Below are 25,878 nucleotides of genomic sequence, written 5' to 3'. Positions count from 1 at the left end.
GGCCGCGTCCCTCACTGTGTGGATTTCGGGACGTCAGATGTCCCGAAATCCACACAGTCCCGCGTGACAGGTCCTGTGACCACCGGATCCGGAAGGGGGTGTGTGGAAATAGGGACGTTCAACGTCCCTATTTCCACACACCTCGAACTGGCGCCACCTTTGCCTTGCCCATGTCGCGAAAGCCACTTTCGCGACATCTGACGTCCCGAAAGTGGCTTTCGCGACATGCTCGCCACTGGCAGCCGAGACCCGACCGGTCTTGAGTCCGCCAACAGACACTGAGAACAGGAAATCATGAGCGACACGAAGGAATGGACGTTCCCGGCCTCGTTCGGGCAGGAGCGGATCTGGCTGTCCGGCCAGCTCGACCCGGCGTCCCCGGTGTACAACCTGCACTGCCAGGCCCGGCTGGACCGCCCGCTGACCGCGGACCAGTGGCGCACCGCGCTCGGCGTCATCGTCGGACGGCACGAGGCGCTGCGCACGTCGTTCCGCATGGACGGCGGCGCGCTCGTGCAGGTGGTGCACGCCGAGGTGCCGATCGAGCCCGAGGTGCACGACCTGCGGGACCTGCCCGCCGACGCCCGCGGTGGCCTGCTCGCCGAACTCGTCGGTGATGTTTCGCGCGAGGCCATCCCGCTCGACTCGCCGCCGCCGTGGCGGGCCCAGGTGTGCCGTACGGCCGACGACGAGTGGGTGCTCACGTTCGTCGTGCACCACACCGTGTTCGACGCCGCCTCGGTGCTGGTGCTGGGGTCCGAGCTCGGCGAGGCGTGCGACGCCGTGTTCGAGGGCCGCGAGCCGAAGCTGCCCGAGCTGTCCATCCAGTATCCGGACTACTCGGCCTGGCAGCGCGGGCAGCTCGAAACCTCCAGTGAACAGCTGGACTACTGGCGGACGCAGCTCGCCGGGCTGCCGCCGGTGCACGGCCTGCCCACCGACCGGCCGCGGCCGTCGGAGCTGACGTTCGCCGGTGACCAGGTGCACTTCGCCCTCCCGGACGGACTGATCGACCGGGTCGGCGAGCTGGGCCGGGAGCTCTCGGCGTCGCCGTTCATGGTGCTGCTGGCCGGTTACGCGGCACTCCTGTCGCGACTGTCCAGAGTGGACGACGTCGTCGTCGGTGTCCCGGTCGCCGGCCGCGACCTGCCCGAGCTGGCCGACCTGATCGGCATGTTCGTCAACCAGATGGCCGTGCGGGTCGACTGCGCGGGCGCGCCCGCGTTCACCGAGCTGGTCGGCCGGGTCCGGACCACGTTGCTGGAGGCGATCGACCACAGTCAGGTGCCGTTCCAGGCGGTCGCCGAGGCGGCCGTGGCCGAGCGCGATCCCGGTGTGCAACCGGTGTATCAGCTCGGGTTCAACTTCCTGCCCGATTCGGGGCTGGAGCCGGTCCGCTCGGCCACTGCGAAGGACGACATCGCGATCGACCTGACCGCCGTGGACGGCAGGCTCGTCTACCGCACCGACCTGTTCGACCGCGAGACCGCCGAAGCGGTGGCCGAGCGGTACCTGCGGCTGCTGACCGCGGCGCTGGCCGATCCGGCTCGGTCGGTCGCGGACCTGCCACTGTTGTCGGACGCCGAGCGTGAGCTGGTCCTGACCGGGTGGAACCCCGCGGAAGTGTCCACTTCGGACACCCTGACCGTGTCCGCTCGGTTCGAGGCCCAGGTTCGGCGGACCCCGGACGCGCCCGCCGTCGACTTCGGCGGGGTTCGCCTGACCTACGCCGAGCTGAACACGCGAGCCAACCGCGTCGCGCACCGGCTGCGCGAGCTGGGCACCGGTCCCGGCACTGTCGTCGGCGTGTGCGTGCCGAACTCGGCGGACCTGCTGACCGGCGTGCTCGGGGTGCTGAAGAGCGGCGCGGCCTACGTCCCGCTCGACCCGGACAACCCGGCCCCGCGGCAGGCGCTGATCCTCGCCGACGCGGGTGTCCCGTTCGCACTGGTCGCCGGAGAGTCCACTTTGGACACCAAGACGCTGGCGCTGGACGACCCGGCCGAGTGGTCCGCCGCGGCCACCGAGGATCCGGAACCCGCGGCTGGGCCGGGCGACGTCGCCTACGTGATCTACACGTCGGGCTCGACCGGGCGGCCCAAGGGTGTCGAGGTCGAGCACCGGGCCGTCGACACGTACCTGGCCTGGGCGCGTGAGGCGTACCCCGGCCTGGCCGGACGGGCGTTGCTGCACACGTCGTCGTCGTTCGACCTCACCGTGACGACGTTGCTCGGCACCCTCACCGCCGGGGGCGCGGTGGTCGACGGCGGCCGCCCGACGTTCGTCAAGGCGACCCCGACGCACCTCGCCGTCCTCGCCGAGGAGCTGTTCCCGACGGGTGAGCTGGTGCTCGGTGGTGAAGCGCTGACCGCCGAGGCCGTCCAGCCGTGGCGGGAGCGGCACCCCGGCACGCTCGTCGTCAACGAGTACGGCCCGACCGAGGCCACCGTCGGCTGCGTCGTGCACCGGATCGAACCCGGGGACGAGCTGCCGTCCGGACCGGTCCGGATCGGCCGTCCGGTGCCCGGCACCCGTGTGTACGTCCTCGACGAGCGGCGCCAGCCGGTGCCGCCGGGCGTTCCTGGCGAGCTGTACGTCGCCGGGTCGCAGCTTGCCCGCGGCTACCTCGGGCTGCCGGACCTGACCGCCGAAAAGTTCACCGAAGGTCCGTACGACCGGATGTACGCCACCGGCGACCTCGCCCGCTGGCGCCGCGACGGCACGCTCGACTACCTCGGCCGCGTCGACGAGCAGGTGAAGCTGCGCGGTTACCGCATCGAGCCCGGCGAGGTCGAAGCGGCGCTGCGCGAACTGCCGGAGGTGCGGGACGCGGCCGTGGCGGTCCGCGGCGACACGCTCGTCGGCTATGTCGTCGGCAGCACCGAGGGGGCGGCCGACGCCCTGCGGAAGACGTTGCCCGAATACCTCGTGCCGACCCGGTTCGTGACGCTCGACGCGCTGCCGATGGCGGCCAGCGGCAAGCTCGACCGGGCCGCGCTGCCGGATCCCGAACCCGGCGAGGCGCCGGCGTACGTCGCACCCCGGACGGCGGCCGAAGAACTCGTCGCCGAGGTGCTCGGCGAGCTGCTCGGCATCGACGACCTCGGCGCGCACGACGACTTCTTCGCCCGCGGCGGCAACTCGCTGCTGGCGATCCGCGCGATGTCCCGTATCCGCAAACAGGTCGAAGTCGACATCCCGGTGCGGGGGCTGTTCTCCCTCACCACCGTCGCCGGGCTCGCCGCCGAGATCGAACGGCGGCTCGCCGAAGACCTCGACCAGCTCAGCGACGAAGAGGTCCAGCGTCAGCTGGCCGAAGGCGAGCTCTCATGACCACGATCGACGAAACCAGTAGCGCGGCCGCGCGCCGAGCACTGCTCGAACAGCGGCTGCGACGGCGCACGGAACGGGCCGCGACCATCACGCCGCGCCCCGCCGACGCCGTCGTCCCGCTGTCCTATCAGCAGGAACGCGTCTGGTTCATGGAGCAGTTCGCGCCGGGCACCGGGTCGTACCACATCCCGGTGCCGATCCGGCTGACCGGCAGGCTCGACGTCGCCGCGCTCCAGTCCGCTTTGGACACCCTGCCGGTGCGGCACGAGGCGCTGCGGATGCGTTTTCCGGCTGGGGACGACGGTCAGCCGACCGTCCACATCGAACCCTCGGTCACGGTCGTTCTGTCCATTGTGGACGCAGGAAGCGAGGAAGCGGCCCGTGCCGCCGTCGACGCCGCCGCGGCCGAGACGTTCTACCTGGCCACGGGTCCGCTGCTACGGGCGACCCTGGCCAGGGTTTCCGACGAGGAACACCTGCTCGTCCTGTGCACGCACCACATCGTGGGCGACGGCTGGTCGGTCGATCTGCTGCTGCGTGACCTCGCCGCGCAGTACCACGCCCTGAGCACCGGCGGCACGGCCGAGCTGCCCGCGCTGAGCATCGGGTACGGCGACTTCGCGCACTGGCAGCGCCGCACGCTCACCGGTGGCGAACTCGACCGGCAGCTGGAGCACTGGAAGGCGCAGCTCACCGGGGTCGAGCCCCTGGAGCTGCCCACCGACCGGCCCCGGCCCGCCAAGCAGAGCTTCGACGGCGCGATCCACGAGTTCTTCGTCGAGCGTGAGCTCGCCGGCGCCCTCGGCGAGCTGAGCCGCGGGCACGGCGTCACGCTCTTCATGACCCTGCTGGCCGCCTATCAGGTGCTGCTGGCGCGGTACTCGGGCCAGGAGGACTTCGCGATCGGCTCGTCGTCGGCCGGGCGCGGCCTGCCCGAGCTGGAGGGTGTGGCGGGCATGTTCATCAACATGCTGCCCCTGCGTGCCCAGCTCGCGGACGACCCGTCGTTCGCCGAGCTGCTCGAACGCACCCGGCGGCATGTGCTGGACGCGTTCGACCACGCCGACGTCCCGTTCGAGCGGCTGGTGAACGCGCTCGGCGTGCCCCGCGACGTCAGCCGCTCGCCGGTGTTCCAGGCGATGTTCGTGCTGCAGAACTACGAGATGGGCCGGATGGGCGCGGCCGGAGAGTCCGAAGTGGACTTCCGCTGGCTGCCGATGGACCTGCCCGCGACCCGGTTCGACTTCGAGTTCCATGCGATCGAGGTCGAACGCGGGCTGATCGGCAAGTTCGTGCACAACACCGCGCTGTTCACCGCGGACACGGTCGCCGGGATGGCCGGGCGGCTGGTCACGCTGCTGCGCTCGATCGTCGCCGACCCGGACCGGCGGCTGTCCGAACTGGACATCCTCGACGCCGGGCAGCGTGAACTCGTCCTGGAGCGCTGGAACGCCACGACGGCCGAGTTTCCGCAGACGACGCTGCACACGCTTGTCGAAGAGCAGGCCACTCGGACGCCGGATGCCCCCGCGGTCACCTTCCGCGGGGCGTCGCTGACCTACCGCGAGCTGGACGAGCGGGCCAACCGGCTCGCGCATCGGCTGCGTGACCTCGGCGTCGGGCCGGGCGTGCTCACCGGTGTGTTCGCGGAGCGGTCGTTCGAGCTGGTCGTCGCGCTCCTCGGCGTGCTGAAAGCCGGTGGCGCGTACGTCCCGCTCGACCCGGAGTATCCGGCCGACCGGCTGGCGTTCATGCTGCGGGACGCGGCCGCGCCCGTCGTGGTGACGCAGGCGGCGTTGCGCGAAACGCTGCCGCCGGGTGACGCGACCGTCGTCGTCCTGGACGACCCTGCCGACCTCGCCGAGACGGCAGGGCCACCCGAACCGCTCGCCGGACCGGACGACCCGGCGTACGTCATCTACACGTCGGGCTCGACGGGACAGCCGAAAGGCGTGCCCAACGGTCACCGCGGCATCGTCAACCGGCTCGACTGGATGCAGCGTGCGTACCACCTCGACGGCACCGATTCGGTGCTGCAGAAGACCCCGGCAGGCTTCGACGTGTCGGTCTGGGAGTTCTTCTGGCCGCTGATCACCGGCGCGCGGCTCGTGCCCGCCGAACCCGGCGGCCACAAGGACGCCGCGTACCTGCGTGAGCTGCTCGCGTCCGAAGGCATCACCACCGCGCACTTCGTGCCGTCGATGCTCACGCTTTTCCTTGCCGAGCAAGGCGTCGAGACCTGCACGGCGCTGCGGCGGGTCGTGTGCAGCGGCGAGGAACTGCCGCTCGACGCCGCCCGCGAGTTCGTCCGGCGGCTGCCGGACTGCGAGCTGCACAACCTCTACGGCCCGACCGAAGCCGCCATCGACGTCACCTCCTGGCACTGCACGCCCGCCGCGCTCGCCGAGGTCGCGTCGGTGCCGATCGGGGCGCCGATCCAGAACATCCGGATCTACGTACTCGATCCAGCCGGGCGGCCATGCCCGGTCGGCGTGCCCGGTGAACTCCACATCGCCGGTGTCGGCCTCGCCCTGGGGTACCACAACCGCCCGGAGCTGACGGCCGAGCGGTTCGTGCCCGACCCGTTCCACAGTGGACGGATGTACCGCACCGGCGACCTGGCGCACTGGCGCCCGGACGGGACGATCGCGTTCCTCGGCCGGATCGACCACCAGGTCAAGCTGCGCGGCCTCCGCATCGAGCTGGGGGAGATCGAGACGACCTTGCGCGCCCAGCCGGGGGTGCGCGACGCCGCCGTGATCGTCCGCGAGGACACGCCGGGGGACAAGCGGCTGGTCGGGTACGTCGTCGGCGACGCCGAGCCCGGCGCGCTGCGGACGGCGCTCAAGCAGAGCCTCCCGGACTACATGGTCCCGCCGTCGTTCGTCCCGCTCGACGAGCTGCCGCTCACCCCGAACGGCAAGCTCGACCGCAAGGCGCTGCCCGCTCCGGTCGCGTCCCGTGACGCGACCAAGGAACTGGTCGCGCCGTCGAACCCGGTCGAGATCCTGCTGGCCGAAATCTGGCGGGACGTGCTGAAAGTGGACGAACTGGGCGTCGACGACGACTTCTTCGACCTCGGCGGCCACTCGATGCTGGCCACCCAGGTGGTGGCACGGATCGGCAAGGCGGGCGCCGGCCAGGTCGGCGTCATGGACCTCTTCCAGCACCGCACGATCCGCGAGCTGGCGTCCTTCATGGACGGTGACGCCACCGACCGGCCGCGCCATCTGCTGTACGAGCTGACCAAGCCGACCAAGCAGCGGACGCTGACCTACGTCTGCTTCCCCTACGGCGGCGGCAGCGCGATCGTCTACCAGCCACTGGCCGACGCGCTCCCGGAGGGCTACTCGCTCTACTCGGTCGCCATCCCCGGCCACGACGTCGGACTGTCCGAAGAGGCCGTGCCCTTCGACGACCTGGTCGAGCGGCTGGCCGACGAGGTCCTCGACCGCGTCGACGGCCCGCTGGCCATCTACGGTCACTGCGGTGTCGGCAACGCACTCGCCGTCGCCGTCGCCCGGCTGCTCGAAGAGCGCGGCCGCGAGCTGGAGGTCGTCTACATCGGCGCGATCTTCCCGTTCGCCCGCATGAAAGGTCCGGTGGGCACGCTGCGCACCCGGCTGGAGAAGCTGCGCAGCAACCGGTACTACTCGAACTGGCTCAAGGGCATGGGCGTCGACACCGACGACCTCGACCCGGCGCAGGCCGACCGGATCATCACGAACATGCGCGCCGACAGCCGCGCCGCCGAGGAGTACTTCAGCGGCCTGCTCGACGCCCGCGTGGCCAAGCTGCGCGCGCCGATCGTGTCGGTGGTCGGCTCCGAGGACCCGGTCACCGACTACTACGCCGAGCGGTACCGGGAATGGGAGTTCCTCACCGACACCACCGCGCTCGTGGTGCTCGACCGGGCCGGGCACTTCTTCCTGCGCTACCGGGCCGACGAACTCGCGGAGATCGTCACGCGAGTGCACCCGGTGCTGGACGATCCCGGCGAACTCGACGTCCGGGCCCGCGGTGAAGACGCGGCCTGGGCGGTGCACGAGACCCACCGAGCGGAAGTGGACGAGAAACCCGCGGTGCGGCCGAGTATGGGCCGGTTCGTCACGATCACGATCGGGCAGCTGGTGTCCTCGACCGGCTCGGCGCTGACGTCGTTCGCGGTGCCGATCTGGCTCTACACCCGCACGGGTTCGGTCGCCGACCTCGGCCTGCTGTGGGCGCTCGCGCTGCTGTTCGGCGTGCTCGTCCTGCCGGTGGCGGGCGCACTGGTCGACCGCGGCGACCGGCGGCGGATCATGATCGCGGCCAGCAGCGCCGCCGGCGGGATCCAGCTGATATTGGCGTTGCTGCTGATCACCGGGCACGTCCAGCTGTGGTTGTTCTACGTGCTGATCCCGCTCGGGTCGGTGGCCGCTTCGTTCCAGCGAATCGCCTATCAGTCGTCGGTGGCGCAGCTGGTGCCGAAGCAGTACCTCGGGCACGCGATGGGTCTCGCGCAACTGTCCACCGGTTTCGCCCAGCTGCTGATGCCGGTGCTCGCGGCCGGGCTGCTGGCGACGATCCAGCTGTCCGGCATCCTCATCCTGGACATGGCGAGCTACGCGTTCGCGATCGTGGGCCTGCTGCTGGTGCGGTTCCCGGACATGATGGGCTGGCGCCCGCGCGAACCACTGCTGACGGCGATCGCGGGCGGGCTGCGGTACTCGTGGAACCATCGCGGCTTCCGCACGATGCTGCTGTACTTCGCGCTGGCAAACGTCTTCCTCGCACCCGCGCTGGTGCTGGTCTCGCCGCTGGTGCTTTCGTTCGGCTCGGTCACGGACGTCGCGCAGGTGGCGCTGGCCGAGGCCGTCGGCGCGGTGGCGGGCGGGATCGTGATGGCGCTGTGGGGTGGCCCGCGGCACCGGCGGATGGTCGGCGTGCTCGTCGGCAACATCGGCATCGCGCTCGGCAGCCTGGTGATGGGCCTCCGGCCGTCGCTGATCGTCGTCGCGGCCGGGGTGTTCCTCCTGGCCGCCGCGATGTCCGTGTCGCAGGGCATCTACGCGACGCTGGTGCAGGTCAAGGTGCCGCAGCGGTTCCACGGCCGGGTGTTCGCGATCAACCAGACGATCACGTGGTCGACGCTGCCGATCGGGTTCGCCGTGCTGGCGCCGCTGGCCGTCGGCTGGTTCTCGCCGCTGCTGGCGCCGGGCGGCGCGCTGACCGGGTCGGTCGGCGCCGTGCTCGGCACCGGCGAGACGCGGGGTATCGGGCTCGCCTATGTCGTCTTCGCGCTGCTCCTGTTGCTGATCAACGTGGGCGGGTTCTCGATGCGGCGGCTGCGCCGCTTCGACACCGAGGTGCCCGATTCGCTGCCCGACGATCTGGTGGGGGCGCAGGAACGGGAGCGCAAGCTCGCGGGGAAGGAAGCCGCATGAGTACGGCAGTGCTGATCAGGGAGGCCCGCGGGCACTGGGTCGGCGAGGTCGCGCCTGCGATGCGGGCGTCCGGGCACCGCATAGTGCTGCTCGCCCCGCCGATGGACGAGGCCGAGCGGGCCGCGCTGGCAGGCGTGGTGGACGACGTCGACGCGCTGGACGACGTCCACGACCCGGAAGCCGTCTCGGCGAAGGTCCGGGAGATCGACGGCGGCGCGCTGGCCGGTATCTTCACCGGCTCGGACGGCGCCATCGCGAGCACCGCCCGCGCCGCGGAACTGCTCGGGGTGGCGCGTTGCCCGGCGTCGGTGTTCGCCTTGTGCGCGAACAAGTCCGCCGTCCGGGAGGCCCTCGCCGCGGCCGGGCTGCCCGGACCCGCGCACACGCTGATCTCATCGGCCGCCGAGGCGGCGTCGGTCGCTTCGGCGGTCGGGCTCCCGGCGATCGTCAAACCGGTCAACGGGGCGGGCAGCAACCTCGTCCGCACCGTGTCCACTGTGGACGAGCTGGCGGCCGCGTACGAGCTGCTGGCCGCGCGCCTGCCCGAGTCCGCGGATCCGCGTTATCACCGTCCACTGGGGACACTCGACCCTTCGGCGACGTTCCTCGTCGAAGGATTGCTGTCCGGTCCGGAGTACGCGGTGGACGTGCTGATCCGCGACGGGGTGGCCGAGCCGGTCGAAATCCTCGACAAGCCGCTGATCGACGAGCGGAAGTTCGAGCTGGCGCTGTCGTGCCCGCCCGCCGGGCTCACCGCCGACCGGGCCGAGCTGGTCACCGCCGCGGCGGTCGCCGCCGTTCGCGCGCTGGGTCTCGACAACACCTGCGCCCACGTCGAGCTGATCGACGACGCCGACCGCGGCCCGACGATCGTCGAGGTCAACGCGGGCAGGCCTGCCGGGTCGATCATGCCGCTGCTGGCGAAGCTGCGCACCGGCATCGACGTGTTCGCCGAGCTGGCGGCGCTCGCGGTGAGCGCTCCGCCGCCGGTGCGGGAACCCGCGAAACTGCCGATCCCGCTGGGCATGCTGATCCTCTACGCGGCCGGTTCGGGCCGGTTGACCGGTATCGGCGGGCTCGACGAGATCGCCGAGCTGCCCGAGGTGATCGACGTCGTCACCACCGTCTCGCCGGGGCAGGTGCTCACCGACGAACAGGAGATCTACGCGGTCAACCTCGTCGTGGCCGGGTTCGCCGACCACGACGACCTCGCCGCCCTGCACGCGGAGGCGAGCAAGCTCGTCCGGCTGGAATTGGAGGACGTGTGAGCACCGCTTTCGTGGTCCGGGAGACCGCCGGGCAGTGGATCGCCGACGTCGTGGCCGCCGTGCGCGCGGCCGGGCTGGGGGCCGAGCTGGTCACCCAGCCCCTGGAACCGGCCGAACAGGCACAGCTGACGGAGTTGGTCGACGGCTTCGTTTTCGTCGATGACGTCCGTGACGCCGAAGCCGTCGCCGAGGCGATCCGGGCGCGGACCACGCGTCCGGCCGGAGTGGTGACCGCCGCTGAGGGGATCATCGCGAGCGTCGCCCGTGCGGCCGAGCTGCTCGGGGTGGCGCGCTGCCCGGCGTCGGTGTTCACCATGACGCACAACAAGTTCGCGGTCCGGCGGGCGCTGGCCGCGGCCGGGTTGCCGGGTCCGCGCTGCGCGCTGATCTCGTCGGCCGCCGAGGCGGCATCGGTGGCTTCGGCGGTCGGGCTCCCGGCGATCATCAAGCCGGTGAACGGCGCCGCGAGCAACCTCGTGCGCACGGTGTCCACAGTGGATGAACTGGCGGCCGCTTACCGGCTGCTGGCCGAACGGTTGCCGCTGTCGGAGGACGCCCGGTACCACCGGCTCGTCGGTCGTGGACCGTCGCCGATCGATCCGGTGAAGGTGTTCCTCGTGGAAGGGCTGCTGCGCGGCCCGGAGTACGCGGTCGACGTCCTCGTGCGCGACGGTGTCGCGGAACCGGTGGCCGTGGTGGAAAAGCCGCTGATCGACGAGCGCAAATTCGAGCTGGGCATGGTCTGCCCGCCGCTCGAACTGTCCGAAGAGGACACCGAACGGCTGTTCGCGGCGGCGACGGCCGCCGCGCTCGCCCTGGGCCTGGACAACACCTGCGCTCACCTGGAGCTGATCGACGACGCCGAGCTGGGCGCGACGATCGTCGAGGTGAACGCGGGCCGCCCGGCAGGCGGCGCCCAGCCGGTGCTGCTGAAGCTCGCGACCGGCATCGACGTCATCGCCGAAGCCGTGTCGCTGGCACTGGGCACGCCACCGCCCACGCGAGGTGTGGGCCTGCCGGTACCGGTGGGCTACCTGATCTTCTACGCCGAGGGCACCGGGCGGCTGGTCCGCGTCGAGGGCACCGACGAGGTCGCCGACCTGCCCGAGGTCCTGGAGGTCGTCACGATCGTGCGCCCCGGCCAGCTGCTCACCGACGACCAGGAGATCTACGCGGTGAACGTGCTCGCCGCGGGGTTCGCCGACACCGAAGACCTCGCCGCGCTGCACGCCGAGGCCGCCAAACTGATCCGATTCGAACTGGAGAACTCATGACCGCCGAACTCGCGGCGAACCTCGGCCACATCGAGGGCAACGACCACACGAAAATCACCGTATATTCGGCCGCGGGCCTGGACTGGGTGCGCGCACACCGCGAAGCGCTGCAAGACCGGCTGCGCGAGCACGGCGCGATCCTGCTGCGCGGGATGCCCGCCGATCTTGCAGTGTTCAACCAGGTCACCGAGGAGATCGGCGGCTCGCTGCTGACCTACACGGAACGGTCGACGCCGCGATCGGCGGTCTCGGGCAACATCTACACCTCGACGGAGTACCCGGCGGCCGAGTCGATCCCGATGCACAACGAGAACTCGTACTCGGCGCACTGGCCCGCCCGCCTGTTCTTCCTGTGCGACACGGCGGCCGAAACCGGTGGCGCGACACCGATCGCCGACAGCCGCGCGATGTACCGCCTGCTGCCGGCGGACCTGCGCGAGCGGTTCGCGGGCGGCGTCACCTACGCACGAGCGTTCCGCGAAGGCCTCGGGCTGACCTGGCAGGAGGCGTTCCAGACCGACGACCGCCAGGTGGTGGAGGACTACTGCACCGCCAACGGGCAGACCTACGAGTGGACCGACGAGGGCCTGCGCACGCGGCACGTGCGTCCGTCCTTTGTGGAGGAACCACACACCGGAGCGACGGTGTGGTTCAACCAGGCCAACCTGTTCCACGTCTCGAGCCTGGGGGAGGAGGTCAGCGAGGCGCTGCTGGAGCTGTACCCCGAAGAGGACCTGCCCCGCCACGCCTTCTTCGCCGACGGCTCGCCGATCCCGCAGGCGGACCTGGCCACGATCAAGGCGACCTACGACGAGGTCAGCTACGCGTTCCCGTGGCAGCCGGGCGACATCATGGTGATCAACAACATGCTGCTGGCGCACGGACGCGAGCCGTTCACGGGCAAACGGCGGACCCTGGTCGCGATGACCTGACCCGGCTGTTTTCGGTCGGGGTCGTGAGTGGCGATTCGGGTTATTGAGGGGTAAGTCAAAGGTGTCGTGGTCGTGGGTGGGGCCTGCGGCGAGGTGAAGGCGTCCGCTCCTGGGTCTGTGGTGCGAGCCCGTTCGTCCCGGGGTGGGCGGAGCTAAGCCGTGACTCGCGTGCTTGGACACGTAAGTCGCGTGTTGGGATGCCGCATTCGGGTGTCCGGGGTCCAAGTACGCGGGTTATTGAGGGGGTAGGGCAAGGTTGGGAGGTTGCGAAAGCCACTTTGGCAACGTTCAACGTTGCGAAAGTGGCTTTCGCAACGTCGGGTGCAGGGTGCGGTAGCGAGGAGGGGTCTTTCGCTACGCCGGTGCTGTCGCTGAGACCCGTGGTCGGGATGCGTCGCGAAAGCCACTTTCGCGACGGCTGGGGTCGCGAAAGTGGCTTTCGCGGCACGGTCGCCCCACGGCCGCGAGCGAATCCCCGCGATCCGACACCTTTGCCTTACCCCTCAATAGAACCCGAATCGCCACTCATGACCACCCCGTTGGCGCGTTCACCGGACGCGCCACGGTCGAGCGCCTGTGGAACCTGCTCTGGGTCACGCAAGTGCGAACTCCTTCTCGTCGCAAATCACCCTTCAGTGGTAAACGTGTCGCTTCGGCGGTTGCTTAAAATTACGAACGCTTGTTCGATTGTTTTGCGGTATTCTTGTGGGGTGTCCGAGACTTTCCTTCCCGAGTTGCCGCAGGAACTGTGGCGTGCCGGCAAGCTGGAGCTTGCCCATGGCGTGCAGCAGTCCTTGCAGGTGATCAGGATGGCCACCGCCGGACTAGGGCAATTCCTGGCGGAGATCGAGTCTCGGGGTGTCAAAGACTTGTACGGCTATGGCCGCACGGCCAACTGGTTCGCCGATATTGCGGGATTGTCGGTTGGTGAGGCGGGTGCGGTGGTGAATCGGGCGATCGCCCTGAACCCCACCCGCGCTCTGGACGGCACCGAGGTTCCGCCTGTCGCACCCGCTACGGCCGCGGTCGCTGCCGAGGGGCTTGTCGGGGATGAGCGGATCGACCAGATCCTGGACATCTTGAAGAAGCTCCCCGCCGACACCTCTGTTGAGGATCGGGCGAGTGCGGAGAAGATCCTCGCCGACCTCGCCCGCGACGCCGGACCCCGCCAGCTCGCCGACGCCGAGCAGAACCTGCTCGCGTGGCTCGACCCGGACGGCAATGAGCCGAAAGATCCTGAACCCGCTCAGCCGCGCCGGGAAATCACGCTGGAGCGCCGCAAAGACGGTTACTGGAAACTGACCGGTTTGCTCGACGATGAGACCGGTGCCCGCACCGCGGCGGCGCTGGAGGCGCACGCGGCGCCACGCCCGGTCGACGAGTTCGGCCAGGCCGATCTGCGGATGAAATGCGAACGCATGGGTGATGCGTGGGTCGACATCCTGGACCTCGCGATCGCCTGCCCCGACCAGCCGGGCACCAGTGGCTATCGCACTCTGCTGCATGTCACCGTCGGCCTCGACGCCCTGAAATCCGGTCTCGGCACCGCGTGCCTCGACTTCGTCGGGACGATGACCGCGCGCGAGGCCCGGCTCGCGGCCTGTGACTGCCTGATGCTCCCGGTTGTCATGAGTGCGGCCGGTGAACCCTTGGATGTGGGGCGGTTGAGACGGTTCGTCACTCCTGGCCAGCGGCGTGCGTTGAACATCCGGGATGGCGGTTGCGCGTTCCCTGGGTGTCATCGGCGGCCGAAGCATTGTCACGCTCACCATATTCATCATTGGGCAGACGGAGGGCCTACGGATCTCCGGAATCTGGTGTTGCTGTGCGGTTTTCATCACCGGCTGATTCATCACGGCGACTGGGAAGTCCGGATGGCGGGCGATGGGTTACCGGAGTTCATCCCGCCCCAATACCGAGATCCGCTCCGAAAACCCCGCCGCAATACCCTCCACCACGTCTGATCCCCGAGGAGCCCGCCAGCCATACCGGCGACGGGCCCTTCGGCATGCCCACCGGAAAGTCCTACCGACCGCATCGTCCGCTACAGCTTCACCGGCGACGGCGACTCCGCGGACCTGACCTCAACGCCGAGAACCCACCTCACTTCGCTGTCGCTGGTCCTTCCGGGCGGGGTCCTTTACACCAGCAAGGTCGGTAACGACGGCGCGTTCACCCCCCGTCGTACGACCATCCGGCTGTCCGGGGCGACCTGCTCCCGGTCGGCGAGCCTCACGTCTGCGTCCTTGTCGGCATGAGTAGCGGTTCGGGTGTGCAACTAGGCGCTGTCCTGTGAGTATCGCCTGGTGTGCTGACCTGTGGAAAGGGTGCGGGGGACCTTTGGTGTCGGGGGCGGGGGTGTGTGGACATAGGGACACTCAAAGTCCCTATGTCCACACACCGCTCACTCGCTGTCAGGGTTGTCGCTGACTGTGTGGGTCACCGCGCGGGGAGCAAAGGACCTTTGCTATCGCCTCCGGGCCGGCCCCTTCCCCTCTGCGGCGTCGGGAGCGACGATTTTGGTCTTGTCAGGTAGAAACTCGACCAGCAATCCCTGATCGGCTACCCAGGTCGCCCGGGCCGATCTAGAGTTGGGCCGCATGGAGCCTGTCAGCGGACTCGTCGCCAAGTCCGCGCCAAGCAGAATGAGCTTCTACACCGCCATCTACTTGACCAGTGTGCTTCTTCCAGGGGCCGTAGTGGTGACCGAGCTTCTCGTACTCTGCGTGCACCTTGCCAGGCGCGGACAGTCCGACATCGCGTTCATCATGAACACGCTGGCCAACGTCAAGGGCGCTGCCATTGTCGTGCTCGTCTTGGTGGCCATCGCGGCCAGCTTCGTGATCGGCTATCTGGCCAGGGAGGTCGGCTTCAAGCTCACCGCCCTGGTGGAGCGGTTTGACCGCCGCAAAGCAGCGCCCACGCTTCCTGCGTCGTGGGCCAGGATTCGGGTTTCCTTCGGCGACGACTTCGCCGAGCGTCTCGCCGGGCTGCACCCGATCCTGCGACACCTGGATTCCCACGAGCAGCGCCGAGACGACGCCCTCGATCGCAGCCTGCCCGCGGGCGGCGGGCACCAGGCGAACGCGTCGTTGCACCTGTTCGTCTACAGCAAGCTGTGGCTGCGCGGACGCGCGCCTGCGCTCAGCGTCGACAACACCGAGGCAGAGATCAACATCCTGGTGTCGACCATCGTGCCCGTGCTCCTCGTCGCCCTCGACGCGACCGTGCTGTCGGGCACGCCTGTCGCTATCAAGATCATCGCCCTGCCGGGAGCTGTGCTCATCAGCCTCGCGATCATGACCGCCGTGCTGCGCCTGCGCAAGACCGAGCAGGGCGAAGCACTGCGCAACCTGGCGTTTGACTTCGCCATGCGCGAGGCGGAGGCCAAGTACCCCGCCGTGGAACGGGGCGCTGAAGAGGAAGCGACCTAGCGCGAGTAGTGCCGAAGATCGGGCAACATCCCGGAATCTGTTGGGCCACAAAGAATGTAGAGCAACAACCGGGTATCGGCGTCGGCCAGGTACGCCGCCGCCGCGCGATGGTTGCCGTCGAGCAGCACCACCTCGTCACCGACTCGGTAACCCGGGAGTGTCAGCTGCACGGGCCTGGCCGTGCGGGTGTACTCCGCTCGCAGCGCAGCGATCATGGACGCACGAGCGCGCGGCCACGACGCTTCGGTGATCGCGACCTCTGACACCCGCAACGGACGGGCGCCTTGGTGGTCGTAGCCGGCGTCGCGTCCGGACTCATCGGCGTACCACACGGTGCACAGTTCGCCGAGTTCCTTGCGGGAACGGCTATATCGCTCCTCGACGACACACTCGTCAACGACCCGTTGCCAGTCCAGCTTCGCCCGTACGACTCCATCACCGAAGATCAGCGCGAAGGCGGATGTGTCCATACCAGGAGACGGTACCGGCCGGCCCCACGGCGGGCCGAGCGGCAACGACACCCTAACGGTCCAACGTCCGCTCATGCCGCGAATCGGTCGACAGACGAGCAAGCGCGGTCATGCCGATGAGCGACTGGTGCCAGTGGCTGGCAGGTCATATCTGGTAGGGATGGATTTTGATCTTCTCAGGTCTTAGGTTGATCTCGACCCATGCTCCGGCCATCCCTTGAGGCAGGCCGTCGATATGGCCGAGGTCGATCACCGCGTCCGCCAGCTCCAGGTGCGCGAACGCCTGCGCCGCCTGAATTCCGGTGAGGCCGAGCCGTCCTCGGCAGAAGACTCCGCTTTCGGTCTGGTAAAGGCATGGTTCCTCGACTGCGGCCGGCGAGCAGTTGAACCCCCACCGGAAGTCCTCGTCCAGTTCCCACTCGATGTGGTGCTCGCCCACTGCCGCCTTCAGGTTTCCGCCCCAGGACGCAGGCACGGTCCCGACCGAGGTCCTCAGAGTGACCAGTGCGGCATCGCCGGGAATCCGGGAGAACCGCTCCACCTGAACCAGCACCGGATCATCGTTCCGTATGGCACGCGCCCTGCCAAGTGCGCCCTCATGTCGATGAACGTGATCCGGCCAGGCAGCGCGGTACCATCTGGTGTGCCCCCGGTATTCGATGTCTACGTATGGGTGGAGCCCGGCGACCGGGACGGCTCGCTGTCGCGCTTCATCGATCGCTACGTCGACGTTGAGCAGCCGGGTGACCCGAGATTCCCGGCGTTCGTTCGGACTTTTGTCTCGCACGACCCCGCTCATGGTGACGCTGACGCGCTGGCGGAGTTATGCCGGGATGACGCGGCCGAACGTGCCTTCTCCCTGTACCTCCGGGCAATCGGGCATTACGACGCCATCGTCACCGTTACGGAAGAAGGAGCCCTCGTACTCGGCCTCAGTCTCGATGATCCATCGAACGCGTCCGAGACGACGCGGGAGGCAGCTGATCTGATGGCCGCCCTCATGACGGAGTTCGCTGCGACTGGCGGGATAGCCGGAGTCGAACTCCCGCCACCACAATCCGCATCCGAGTGGAGAGACGCATACGTCCTTTTACGTACCGGATCATTGATGGCGCTGCCCATCGGGCCATCCGAGGAGAGATCACGATGACCTGGCCGAAGAAGGACACTCGTCGAGTCTCGCTTCGCAACGGCCAGTCGTTCCTCTGGCACCTCGATGCCGACTGGGAAAGAACAACGCGCGTGATCCGCGTCAAGGAGGACGGCGCCGACGGGCAGGTTCTGCTTCTCGACCCCTACCATCATGCTTTCCTGCCTACGCAGACGCAGGTCCGCCGCGCCATTCGTGACGCCTTTCGCGCCGGCTGGCGGCCCGGCACGCCATGTCCGCCACTCGAGATGGTCTTCGACGGCGAGCGCTTCGTTCCCGGGCGCCGCCATCCCGAGGGCTGAGCGGCCGACCGGCTTTACCGGGCAGCCCCTGATATCTTGCGGGCCATGTCGGAGTCCAACGCCACCGAGCACGGCCACCAGGCCGATCCACCGCGCCGTAGTGTAGGGCGCGTCATCCGCGGAATCGTCCTGATCCTTGGCGCGGTAGCCCTGTTCGTCGTCGGGATCGATGCGATCGCCGATCCGGACGCTGTCATCGCCCGTTCTTCGAACTCGGCGCGCAGCCCGGACACGGACGCCGAGGCGAAGATCGGCGGCATGCTGCTCTGCTTCTTCGGGATCACGGTGCTGGGCTTCGGCATCGGGCTGATCGTTTCGAAGGGGCCCCTCTTCGCGAAGAAAGCCGAGTGATCCTCAGATACCCGACACGAGACGTTCGTGGACCTCGAAGGCCTCCGGCACACCCATCTCGGTGTACGCGGCGTGCGCGGTCTGCCAGTGTTTCCGTGCGGTGACCGGATCGCCGGCGGCGAACAGTGCGTCGCCGAGTCCACTTTGGGCTCTGGCCAGTTCGTAGCGGCTGTCCGCCGCGGTCGCCGATTCGATCGACTGCCGCAGGCAACGCACTGCGTCGGCCGCCCGCCCGCCGGCGAGCAGGGTCGCGGCCATGTCATTGCTCGCGGCCAGGAGTCCTTCTCTGCTCCCGATCTCCTTGGCCAGATCGATGGCCTGCCGGTGATGCGCCAACGCGTCGTCGAACCGTCCTGCCGCGACGAGCAGGACACCGAGGTGGTTGAGGACCTTGCCCTCGTCGGCCCGGTTGTGCGTCTGCCTGGCCACGGCGAGCGCCTGTTCGTAACAGGCCCCTGCGTCGGTGTCCTTTCCCATCCGCCAGAACGTGGTGCCGAGACCGTCGAGCGTCCGGCATTCGCAGAGGTGGTCACCGCTCGCCCTGGTCACGTCGAGGGCCTGGGACAAAGCGTCGACGGCGGCGGGGTAATTCCCCAGCCGCATCTCGGCGAGGCCGGTATTGCACAACTGCCTTGCCCGGAACGACTCGTTGTTCCTCGCGACGGCGAACTCCATGGCCTGCCGGAAACAGGGTAACGCGGCGCGATAGTCGCCGAGGCTGGTCAGCAACAGGCCTATGTTCCCCGACAGGTTGACGACGTAATCGGATTCGCCGGCGGCGGAGAACTCCTTGATCGCGTCCTCCAGGACGACGAGTGCCTCGGCGGTTTTCCCCCGCTGCCACTGGGTCATGGCCAGCCCGTTCAGAACGTGCCCTCGGGTGACACCGGACGCGACCTGGACGGCGTTGCCGAACAGGGCGAGTGCGTCACTCACGTGAACGCGAGCCTCGAAATAGCTCGTCATCACGCACGCGAGCCGGGTCACGTGCTCGTCACGTCCCTCGCTCAGCGCCCAGCCGGACGCGACGACGAGGTTGACCCGCTCGGCGTCCAGCCATGCCATCGCCTCGTCCGCCCCGTCGAACCCGAGGGCCCGCACCGCGGGTGTCGGCAGGTCCTCCCACCGCTCCGCCTCGTGGGGGAAACAGGTGACGAGCGCGGCACGGGCGGTGGCCAGCTGGAAGTCGAGCAGCCGGACCGCCGCGGCCCGGCGCACCCTGGCTTGGACGTTCTCCCGGACGCGTTTCTCGGCGAACACCCGGACCAGGTCGTGCAGTTCGAACCGGGACGCGCGGGCGGTGACCATGTTGGCCGCCACCAGGTCGTCGAGTTGCCGTCGGACGACGCCGACTTCGACGCCCGCCAATGCCGCGGCCGCGTGGTCGTCGACATCTCGACCTGGGTAGGCGGCGAGCAAGCCGAGCAATACCCGGTCCTGTTCGGCCAGCTCGTCATACGACGTGCGCAACGCGACTTCGACCCCGTCGTCCAGCCGCAGCATGGTCCGCAGATCGGCAAGGCGGTCCCGGTGATCGGCCATCGTCCACTCGTCCGAGGCGGCCAACCGGCGGGTCACCAGTGCGAGGGCCAGCGGTAGCCGGCCGACCAGTTCGATGATGTCGGCCGCTTCGCTCTGCTCCGCGTCGACGCGTTCGTCGCCGATCCCGTCGCGGAGCAGCTCGACCGACTCTTCCGGCGTGAACACGTCGAGCGTCACGTGCCGCGCCGCCTCCAACCCGACGAGGCGGCGCCTGCTGGTGACCAGCACCAGGCAGGTCGGCAGGGCGGGCAGCAACGGCAGCACCTGGTCGACCGACGCCGCGTTGTCCAGCAGGATCAGCGCGCGCCGTCCGTCCAGCAGCCGGCGGAACAGCGCGCTCCGGTCGGCGAGGGTGAGGCAGCCGATCTCGCTACCGGACGCCCCGAGCCGCCGCAGAAAGCCTTCGAGCACCGCGGCCGGGTCCGCGGCGGGCCGATCCGCGTCGAAGCCGCGGAGATTCACCACCAGCCGCACGTCGGCGAACCGGCCACGCTCGGCCAGCAGCCGCGCGACCTCGCCGGCGAACCGGGTCTTGCCGACCCCGGCCATTCCGGAGATCGCCCACACACCGGCGTCGTCCGGTCCGGCCTCCAGCACCTGGCGCAGGTGCTCCTGCCTGCCGACGAACCCGCCGACCCCGGCCGGCAGGTGATCGGCCACGCTGATCACGGCCGCCTCGGTGGCGTGTCCGGTGATCACCCGGTGCGCCTGCCGCCATTCCGCCGCGACGTCCATGCCGAGCAGCACGGCCGCGATGTCGACGACCAGTTCGACGTCCAGCCGCTTGCGTCCCGGCAGCAGGCAGCGGTACACGGTGTTGTAGGCGGGCAGGTCGACCGACCCCCGGGCGGTGCGCAAGCGCCGCACCCGCCGGTGCAGTTCGCGGTGGGTCAACCCGGCCCAGGCCAACGCCTGCCGCAGCCGCTGGGAGAGCTCGTCGTACGACCGAGCTCCGACCGGGCTCGGCGGCTGTTCCTCCGTCACGGGAACCCCCTGGACACGTCGAACCGATCCGCCCGGCGGTGACTCCCGGACCGAATGCTGACCGACCTTAGACGAGATCCGGCGACCGGTGGTTTCTCCTGTTCGGGCCTTTTCGATCGGCCGAACGGACTACTCTTTTCGATCATGGATCCCGACCGGATGCCGGAGCCGCTGGGCGCCGGTTCGTTCGACGAACTGGCGGCCCGGCTGAACACGCTGCGCGGCCGGCACGGCGTGTCCTACCGGGAGCTGCACCGACGGGTCGTGCGGGCACGGCGGACGGCGGGGAACCCCGATCTGCCGGTGTTCAACACGGTCTACCGCTGCCTGCAGCCGGGCAGACGGCGAATGGACGCGGATCTCGTCGCGGACATCGTGCGTGCGCTCACCGCCGACGAGGCGGTGGTGGCGCGGTGGCGGCAGGTGTGCCAGGTGATCGCCGGGCTCACCGCCGACTCGTCGTGGGTGACCGTGGCGGGTGAGCTGCCCGCGGACAGCACGGAGTTCGTCGGCAGGCACGCCGAGCTGGCCGCGATCACCGGGGACGGCGAGCGGTGCTCGCCGGTGGTGGTGATCGACGGTATGGCCGGTGTCGGCAAGACCAGTCTCGCCGTCCGTGCCGCGCACCGGTTGGTACACCGGGACGGCGTCGCGGTCCGGTTGTGGGCGGACCTGCGTGGCTACGACGCCGACCGCGCCCCCGCCGACCCACTCGCGGTGCTGGACGAGTTCCTCCGGCGGCTCGGGGTGCCGGGCGGGGAGATCCACCGCCTCGGTCCCGCGGGCAGGCTGACGACGTACCGGCAGCTGCTCGCGGACCGGCGTCCGGTCGTGGTCCTGGACAACGCGGCGGACGCCGACCAGGTGCGCCCGCTGCTGCCGGACTCGCCGGGCGGCGTCGTGCTGATCACCAGCAGACGGCGCCTGACCGGCTTGGCCGGTGCGCGGATCGTGCACCTGGAGGCGTTTCAGGGGACCGAGTCACTCGACATGCTGCGCAGGCTGGTCGGCGCGGCCGAGATCGCCGAGGACACCGAGGCCGCCACGAGGATCGCCGAGCTGGTCGGTCATCTGCCGCTCGCGTTGACGGTGGTGGCGGGCCGGATCCGGAACCGGCGCGATTGGACGTTGCGCGACCACGCCGCCCGGCTCGCGGAACGCCGGGGCAGCCTGCGGGTCGAGGACGAGCTGGAGAACGCCATCGGCCTGTCTTATGCCGACCTGCCCGCCGAGGCCGCGCTGCTGCTGCGACTCCTCGCGATCCATCCCGGCCGCGACGTCGACACGCGCGCGGCCGCCGCGCTCGCCGGGGTGGATCTGCGCGCGGCGGAGGCACTTCTTGGCGAACTGGTCGCCGGGAGCCTGGTGCAGCGGCGCGTCCGGGATCGGTTCGGCCTGCACGACGTCGTCCGCCTCTACGCGGCGGGGCTGGCGCGGGACGTGGACGCCGCCTCCGCGCGGCGGGCCGCACTCGGCCGGTTGTTCGACTACTACCGGCACGCCGCCTCCCGCGCCATGGACCGCTACGCCCCGCACGAACGCGACCGACGGCCCGAAGTGTCCACTTCGGACGTTCCGCCGCCGGGCTTCGGCGACGTCGCGGCGGCGACGGAGTGGCTGGACGCCGAGCGGCACAACCTGGTGGGCATCACCGCACTGGCCGAAGAGCAGGGCAGACACGAGGACGCGGCCACGATGTCGCCGATCCTGAACCGGTACCTGTACAACGCGCTGCACTTCGCCGACGCGGAGATCGTGCACGGCATCGCGATCCGCGCCGCCGACCCACTGATCCAGGCCAGTGCGCGGATGAGCCTCGGTGCGGTCTATCTGCGGTCCAACCGCTACCAGGAGAGCATCGACCAGTTCAAGCAGGCGCTCACGCGGTACGACGCGGGCGGTGACCGGGCCAGCTGGGCGCGGGCACTGAACAACCTCGGCAACGCGTTCGACCGGCTCAGCGACTTCGCCGCGGCCGAGGACTGCTACCGGCAGGCGTTGCTCGTGCACCGCGCGACCGGCAACCGCACCAGCGAGAGCCGCGCGCTGGGCAACCTCGGGAACAGCGCGATGCGCGTCGGCGACTGGGACAAGGCGGCGACGTACCTGGACGAGGCACTGGCGATCATGCTGGAGGTCGGGGACCGGGTCGGGGAATGCCTGACCTACGGCAACCTCGGCACCGTGCACGAGCAGCAGGGGCACTTCGCCGAGGCACTCGACCACTTCCGGCGGGCGCTCGTCACCGCACGCGAGTTCGGCTACCCGTTCCCGGAGACCGAGGCGTTGCTCCACATCGGAGTGCTGCTCGCGCGGCTGGGTGAGCACGACGACGCTCTGGCGCACCTGACCGAGGCACTGGACCTCGCGCGCCGGAACAGCTTGGGCGAGTTCGAGATCAAGGCGCTCAACGGCATCGGCGTCGCACTCGGCGACCTGGGTGACGCCGCGGGTTCGATCGCCAGGCACCGGGAAGCTCTTGCGGTCGCCGAGAAACTGGGCGACCGCTACGAGCAGGCACGGGCGCACAAGGGGATCGAACAAGGCGCCGCCGTCACCGGTGACAGTGGCGTGGCCGACGATCACGGGCGGAAGGCACAGGACCTGCTCACCGAGATCGGCCTGCGCTAGCCGGTGCCCCGCACCACGGATCCGGGGCACCATCGAGGGGGAGTGGTGGTGTCCCGGATCCGTGGTGGTCGCCGGTCAGGCCGGCGCGAGCAGGCTCACTTCCAGCTGTACGCGGCGCCGCCGAAGCCAGGCTGGACCTTCGCCCGCACCCGGGGGGTCGAGGCGAGGCCGAGATAACCGCCGCCCTTCTTCGGCGGGCCCGACCAGCGCACGACAACGGTGCCGCCGGTTCCGCAGCCTGCCGTCGTCCAGGTCGTGACGCTCTTCTTCTTCTTGGTGCTCCAGTAGTGGCCCTCCGCCTGGACGCAGACCCGGCCGTTGCTGCCGGCCGGGATCTTCCACGTGTAGCGGCGGTGCTGCGGGTTCTTCTTCGAATCCGGGCTGATGTAGCCACAGCCGTACTTGCTCACCTTCCACTCGCCGTAGCCGGCCAAGGCGCGACGCCAGTCGCCGCAGTCGGCGGCGGTGACGTCGCCGCTCTCCGTGGCCTCTTCGGTCAGCTCGACCGCGGCCGTGCCGCCGTCGACCCCCGATTCGGTGACCGTGGTGGTGTCCGCCTGCTCGTCAGCCACCGCCGGCGCGGTCTGCGCGGTGAGCACCATGCCCGCGGCCACCAGGCCGGTCGTGACCCGTGTCGTCCACTTCTTCAACGTTCATCTCTTTCTGGTAATTCGATAGGTCGGCCGCGTAAGTGATTTTCCATCAGCCAATTACCTGGCCACGGCAGACATTATCGGCAACTCGTGGACCGGCATAGTGATCTTGTGCGGTGACCTTGATCGAAGTTGTTCGAAAACGCCGACCCGGCCATCAGCCGAGATCGACGAGCGATCCGACGCCCCAGTGCCGGGCTCGCGCGGCGATGGCGCCGTAGAGCGCCACGTCCAGCACGCCCATGCCGAACGGGTTGAGCACGACGTGCGGCCGGGCGGTGCCGCGGCTGGTGTACCGGCCGGTGAGCAACCCGCCCAAGGTGGCGTCGATCGGCTTCGCCGTGCCGTCCGACGGACGGGTGACCAGCCCGGCGCCCATCAGGCGGCCGAGTGGGCGGCGGGGGTTGTCCGCCACCAGGTCGAGGTCGTCCACGTACAGTGCCGCGGCGTCGAGGAACGTCTCGTCCGCGAGGTCGCCCAAGGACACGTTGACCAGCAGGGCGCCGGGCCGCGCCCAGTCCGAGGTCACGTAGCCCTCGTCGGCGGTGGTGGTGAAGACCGCGATCTCGCCGGCCGCGACCGCGTCGCGGGCACTGCTGTGCACGGTCACTTCGAGGCCGTCGCGGGAGAGCAGGTCCGCGAGGCGATGGGCGACGGCCGGGTCGCGGTCGTGCAGCGACACCGTGCGCAGGGCGGGCAACCTGCGGGCCAGCAGCGTCGCATGCATCCGCCCCTGCGCCCCGCAGCCCACGATCGCGAGCGAACCGGCGCCGGCGAAACCCGTGACGTCGACACCGACCGCGCTCACCGCCGCCGTCCGCACCGCGCTCAGCAGGCCCGCCTCCATGATCGACGTGACCCGGGCGGTCTCGGCGTCGAAGCACAGGCCCAGCCCGCCCGCGCGTTCCAGGCCCGCCGCCGGATTGGACACGCTGGCGTTGATGATCTTCATGCCGTGGTGCGGCCCCACCGCGCCGGGCATGCCGATCGACCGGGTGTACGCGCCCTGCGAGTTCTCCCACCGCAGGTACGCCTCCGCGGGGAGCAGGCTCTCACCGCGGTCGTGGTCGGCCAGCGTCCGCCGGACGACCTCGACCGGGTCGATGCTCGCGAGGCAGCGCCGGACGTCCGCTCGCGACAGTACGAGCACCCGGCCCGCGCCAGCCAGTCCCGTGTCCGCCTGGTCGTACCACTGCTCGCTCATGCGGAATCCTTGCCGCGGCACCATTCCAGTGCCGCCATCGCGCTGTACATCTTGTTCTCCGCCTGGGCGAACGCGATGCTGTCCCGGCCGTCCAGCACTTCCGCGGTGACCTCCTCGCCGCGGTGCGCGGGCAGGTCGTGCATGAACACCGCGTCCGGGCTGGTCCGCCACAACGCCCGCGTCACCTGGAATGGCGCGAAAACCGTGCGCCAGTCCGGATCTGGTTTGGTCGTCCCCGTCGTCTCCCACCGCGTGGTGTACACGACGTCGGACGTGGGCAGGTCGTCCATGTCGTGACGCTCCACAACGGACGCTCTGTGTCGGGCGGCGTGCGACCGCGCACGCGCCAGCACCTCGGGGTCGACGCCGTAGCCGGGCGGGGTGCGCAGGTGCAGTTCGGTGCCGGGGAAACGGGTGAGCGCCAACGCGAGCGCGGCCGCGGAGTTGTTGCCCTCGCCGAGATACAGCACCCGAAGCCCGTCGACGCGCCCGAACCGGCGGACCAGCGTGGTGAGATCCGCGAGCGCCTGGGTGGGGTGCTCGTCCGCGGTCATGGCGTTGATCACCGACATCCGCTTCTGGTCGGCCATGGCCCGCAGTTCCGCCGGATCGCCCGCGGTGCGCACCACGAGCGCGTCGAGCATGGTGGACAGCACCCGCCCGGTGTCCTCAATGGACTCTCCGGTGTTGATCTGCAGGTCGCCCGGCCCGTAGGAGATGACGCGCGCGCCGAGCCGCAGTGCGCCCGAGGAGAACGCCGTGCGGGTGCGTGTGGAGGTTTTGCTGAAGTAGATGCCGACGACCTCACCGGACAGCGACGTGGCCGCCTGCCGAGGGTCGTCGGCCAGCCGCGTCGCCCTGCCGACGATGGAACGCAGGTCCTCGTCGGTGAGATCGTCGAGCGAAATGAGGTGGCGCAAGGTT

Annotated in this window: 17 protein-coding genes; 11 read left to right on the top strand and 6 right to left on the bottom strand. The window is 69.6% G+C overall.

The annotated features are described in order from the left end of the window. Positions 1–294 precede the first annotated feature (294 nt). The 7 genes from DMH03_RS25990 (at position 295) to DMH03_RS25960 (ending at position 15,667) form a co-directional block, all read left to right on the top strand. Complete coding sequence (locus DMH03_RS25990) at positions 295–3,333, top strand: non-ribosomal peptide synthetase (RefSeq protein WP_125794582.1); 3,039 nt, start codon at positions 295–297, stop codon at positions 3,331–3,333. Then, on the top strand, positions 3,330–8,759 hold the full coding sequence (locus DMH03_RS25985) for a non-ribosomal peptide synthetase/MFS transporter (RefSeq protein WP_125794581.1): 5,430 nt from the start codon (positions 3,330–3,332) through the stop codon (positions 8,757–8,759). The genes DMH03_RS25990 and DMH03_RS25985 overlap by 4 nt, the downstream gene beginning before the upstream one ends. Further along, complete coding sequence (locus tag DMH03_RS25980) at positions 8,756–10,027, top strand: ATP-grasp domain-containing protein (RefSeq protein ID WP_125794580.1); 1,272 nt, start codon at positions 8,756–8,758, stop codon at positions 10,025–10,027. The genes DMH03_RS25985 and DMH03_RS25980 overlap by 4 nt, the downstream gene beginning before the upstream one ends. Further along, positions 10,024–11,301: an ATP-grasp domain-containing protein gene (locus DMH03_RS25975; RefSeq protein WP_125794579.1), complete on the top strand. Its 1,278-nt coding sequence runs from the start codon at positions 10,024–10,026 to the stop codon at positions 11,299–11,301. Before DMH03_RS25980 ends, DMH03_RS25975 begins: the two co-directional genes overlap by 4 nt. Then, complete coding sequence (locus DMH03_RS25970; protein WP_125794578.1) at positions 11,298–12,233, top strand: TauD/TfdA family dioxygenase; 936 nt, start codon at positions 11,298–11,300, stop codon at positions 12,231–12,233. The genes DMH03_RS25975 and DMH03_RS25970 overlap by 4 nt, the downstream gene beginning before the upstream one ends. 710 nt (positions 12,234–12,943) lie before the next feature. Further along, positions 12,944–14,197, top strand: coding sequence for an HNH endonuclease signature motif containing protein (locus tag DMH03_RS25965; RefSeq protein WP_125794577.1), 1,254 nt, complete (start codon positions 12,944–12,946; stop codon positions 14,195–14,197). Positions 14,198–14,833: 636 nt separating this feature from the next. After that, positions 14,834–15,667, top strand: a complete 834-nt coding sequence (locus DMH03_RS25960; protein WP_125794576.1) for a hypothetical protein — start codon at positions 14,834–14,836, stop codon at positions 15,665–15,667. Here DMH03_RS25960 and DMH03_RS25955 read toward each other — a convergent pair. Together DMH03_RS25955 and DMH03_RS25950 are read right to left on the bottom strand one after the other, a co-directional pair. Further along, the gene (locus tag DMH03_RS25955; protein ID WP_125794575.1) at positions 15,664–16,137 is read right to left on the bottom strand and encodes a hypothetical protein; all 474 of its coding nucleotides are present in this window, start codon (positions 16,135–16,137) and stop codon (positions 15,664–15,666) included. The genes DMH03_RS25960 and DMH03_RS25955 overlap by 4 nt on opposite strands. A 145-nt stretch (positions 16,138–16,282) precedes the next feature. After that, positions 16,283–16,690, bottom strand: coding sequence for a hypothetical protein (locus tag DMH03_RS25950; RefSeq protein WP_125794574.1), 408 nt, complete (start codon positions 16,688–16,690; stop codon positions 16,283–16,285). Positions 16,691–16,735: 45 nt separating this feature from the next. Between DMH03_RS25950 and DMH03_RS25945 the strand changes: the two genes are divergently transcribed. Genes DMH03_RS25945 through DMH03_RS25935 form a run of 3 tightly spaced genes read left to right on the top strand, consistent with a single transcriptional unit; the run spans position 16,736 to position 17,940 of the window. Next, positions 16,736–17,287, top strand: coding sequence for a hypothetical protein (locus DMH03_RS25945; protein WP_125794573.1), 552 nt, complete (start codon positions 16,736–16,738; stop codon positions 17,285–17,287). Further along, the gene (locus DMH03_RS25940) at positions 17,284–17,589 is read left to right on the top strand and encodes a hypothetical protein (protein ID WP_125794572.1); all 306 of its coding nucleotides are present in this window, start codon (positions 17,284–17,286) and stop codon (positions 17,587–17,589) included. The genes DMH03_RS25945 and DMH03_RS25940 overlap by 4 nt, the downstream gene beginning before the upstream one ends. 45 nt (positions 17,590–17,634) lie before the next feature. Next, positions 17,635–17,940 (top strand): hypothetical protein, encoded by a 306-nt coding sequence (locus tag DMH03_RS25935; RefSeq protein ID WP_125794571.1) that lies wholly within the window; start codon positions 17,635–17,637, stop codon positions 17,938–17,940. Between the two features lie 3 nt (positions 17,941–17,943). Here the strand turns inward: DMH03_RS25935 and DMH03_RS25930 are convergent, their stop codons facing one another. Continuing rightward, a complete protein-coding gene (locus DMH03_RS25930; protein ID WP_125794570.1) occupies positions 17,944–20,466 on the bottom strand; it encodes a tetratricopeptide repeat protein in 2,523 nt (840 codons plus the stop codon). A gap of 144 nt (positions 20,467–20,610) precedes the next feature. Here DMH03_RS25930 and DMH03_RS25925 point away from each other — a divergent pair, with 144 nt between their 5' ends. After that, positions 20,611–23,097: a tetratricopeptide repeat protein gene (locus DMH03_RS25925; protein WP_125794569.1), complete on the top strand. Its 2,487-nt coding sequence runs from the start codon at positions 20,611–20,613 to the stop codon at positions 23,095–23,097. A 95-nt stretch (positions 23,098–23,192) separates the two neighbouring features. Here the strand turns inward: DMH03_RS25925 and DMH03_RS25920 are convergent, their stop codons facing one another. From DMH03_RS25920 to DMH03_RS25910, 3 genes are all read right to left on the bottom strand, one after another. Continuing rightward, entirely contained in the window at positions 23,193–23,747 is a 555-nt protein-coding gene (locus DMH03_RS25920; RefSeq protein WP_125794568.1) for a hypothetical protein, read from the bottom strand. 160 nt (positions 23,748–23,907) lie between these two features. Further along, the gene (locus DMH03_RS25915; protein ID WP_125794567.1) at positions 23,908–24,954 is read right to left on the bottom strand and encodes an ornithine cyclodeaminase family protein; all 1,047 of its coding nucleotides are present in this window, start codon (positions 24,952–24,954) and stop codon (positions 23,908–23,910) included. Next, a complete protein-coding gene (locus tag DMH03_RS25910; protein WP_125794566.1) occupies positions 24,951–25,874 on the bottom strand; it encodes an ornithine carbamoyltransferase in 924 nt (307 codons plus the stop codon). Before DMH03_RS25910 ends, DMH03_RS25915 begins: the two co-directional genes overlap by 4 nt. Between the last annotated feature and the right edge of the window lie 4 nt (positions 25,875–25,878).

This window comes from Amycolatopsis sp. WAC 01376 (genome assembly GCF_003947415.1).
GTDB lineage: Bacteria > Actinomycetota > Actinomycetes > Mycobacteriales > Pseudonocardiaceae > Amycolatopsis.
This window is presented reverse-complemented; position numbering and strand designations above follow the sequence as displayed.

What these genes read in the sequence shown, in the direction of transcription:
- DMH03_RS25990 (WP_125794582.1), top strand. Translation starts at nt 295, where the DNA reads ATGAGCGACACGAAGGAATGGACGTTCCCGGCCTCGTTCGGGCAGGAG.
- DMH03_RS25985 (WP_125794581.1), top strand. Translation starts at nt 3,330, where the DNA reads ATGACCACGATCGACGAAACCAGTAGCGCGGCCGCGCGCCGAGCACTG.
- DMH03_RS25980 (WP_125794580.1), top strand. Translation starts at nt 8,756, where the DNA reads ATGAGTACGGCAGTGCTGATCAGGGAGGCCCGCGGGCACTGGGTCGGC.
- DMH03_RS25970 (WP_125794578.1), top strand. Translation starts at nt 11,298, where the DNA reads ATGACCGCCGAACTCGCGGCGAACCTCGGCCACATCGAGGGCAACGAC.
- DMH03_RS25960 (WP_125794576.1), top strand. Translation starts at nt 14,834, where the DNA reads ATGGAGCCTGTCAGCGGACTCGTCGCCAAGTCCGCGCCAAGCAGAATG.
- DMH03_RS25955 (WP_125794575.1), bottom strand. Translation starts at nt 16,137, where the DNA reads ATGGACACATCCGCCTTCGCGCTGATCTTCGGTGATGGAGTCGTACGG.
- DMH03_RS25945 (WP_125794573.1), top strand. Translation starts at nt 16,736, where the DNA reads ATGTCGATGAACGTGATCCGGCCAGGCAGCGCGGTACCATCTGGTGTG.
- DMH03_RS25940 (WP_125794572.1), top strand. Translation starts at nt 17,284, where the DNA reads ATGACCTGGCCGAAGAAGGACACTCGTCGAGTCTCGCTTCGCAACGGC.
- DMH03_RS25935 (WP_125794571.1), top strand. Translation starts at nt 17,635, where the DNA reads ATGTCGGAGTCCAACGCCACCGAGCACGGCCACCAGGCCGATCCACCG.
- DMH03_RS25925 (WP_125794569.1), top strand. Translation starts at nt 20,611, where the DNA reads ATGGATCCCGACCGGATGCCGGAGCCGCTGGGCGCCGGTTCGTTCGAC.
- DMH03_RS25915 (WP_125794567.1), bottom strand. Translation starts at nt 24,954, where the DNA reads ATGAGCGAGCAGTGGTACGACCAGGCGGACACGGGACTGGCTGGCGCG.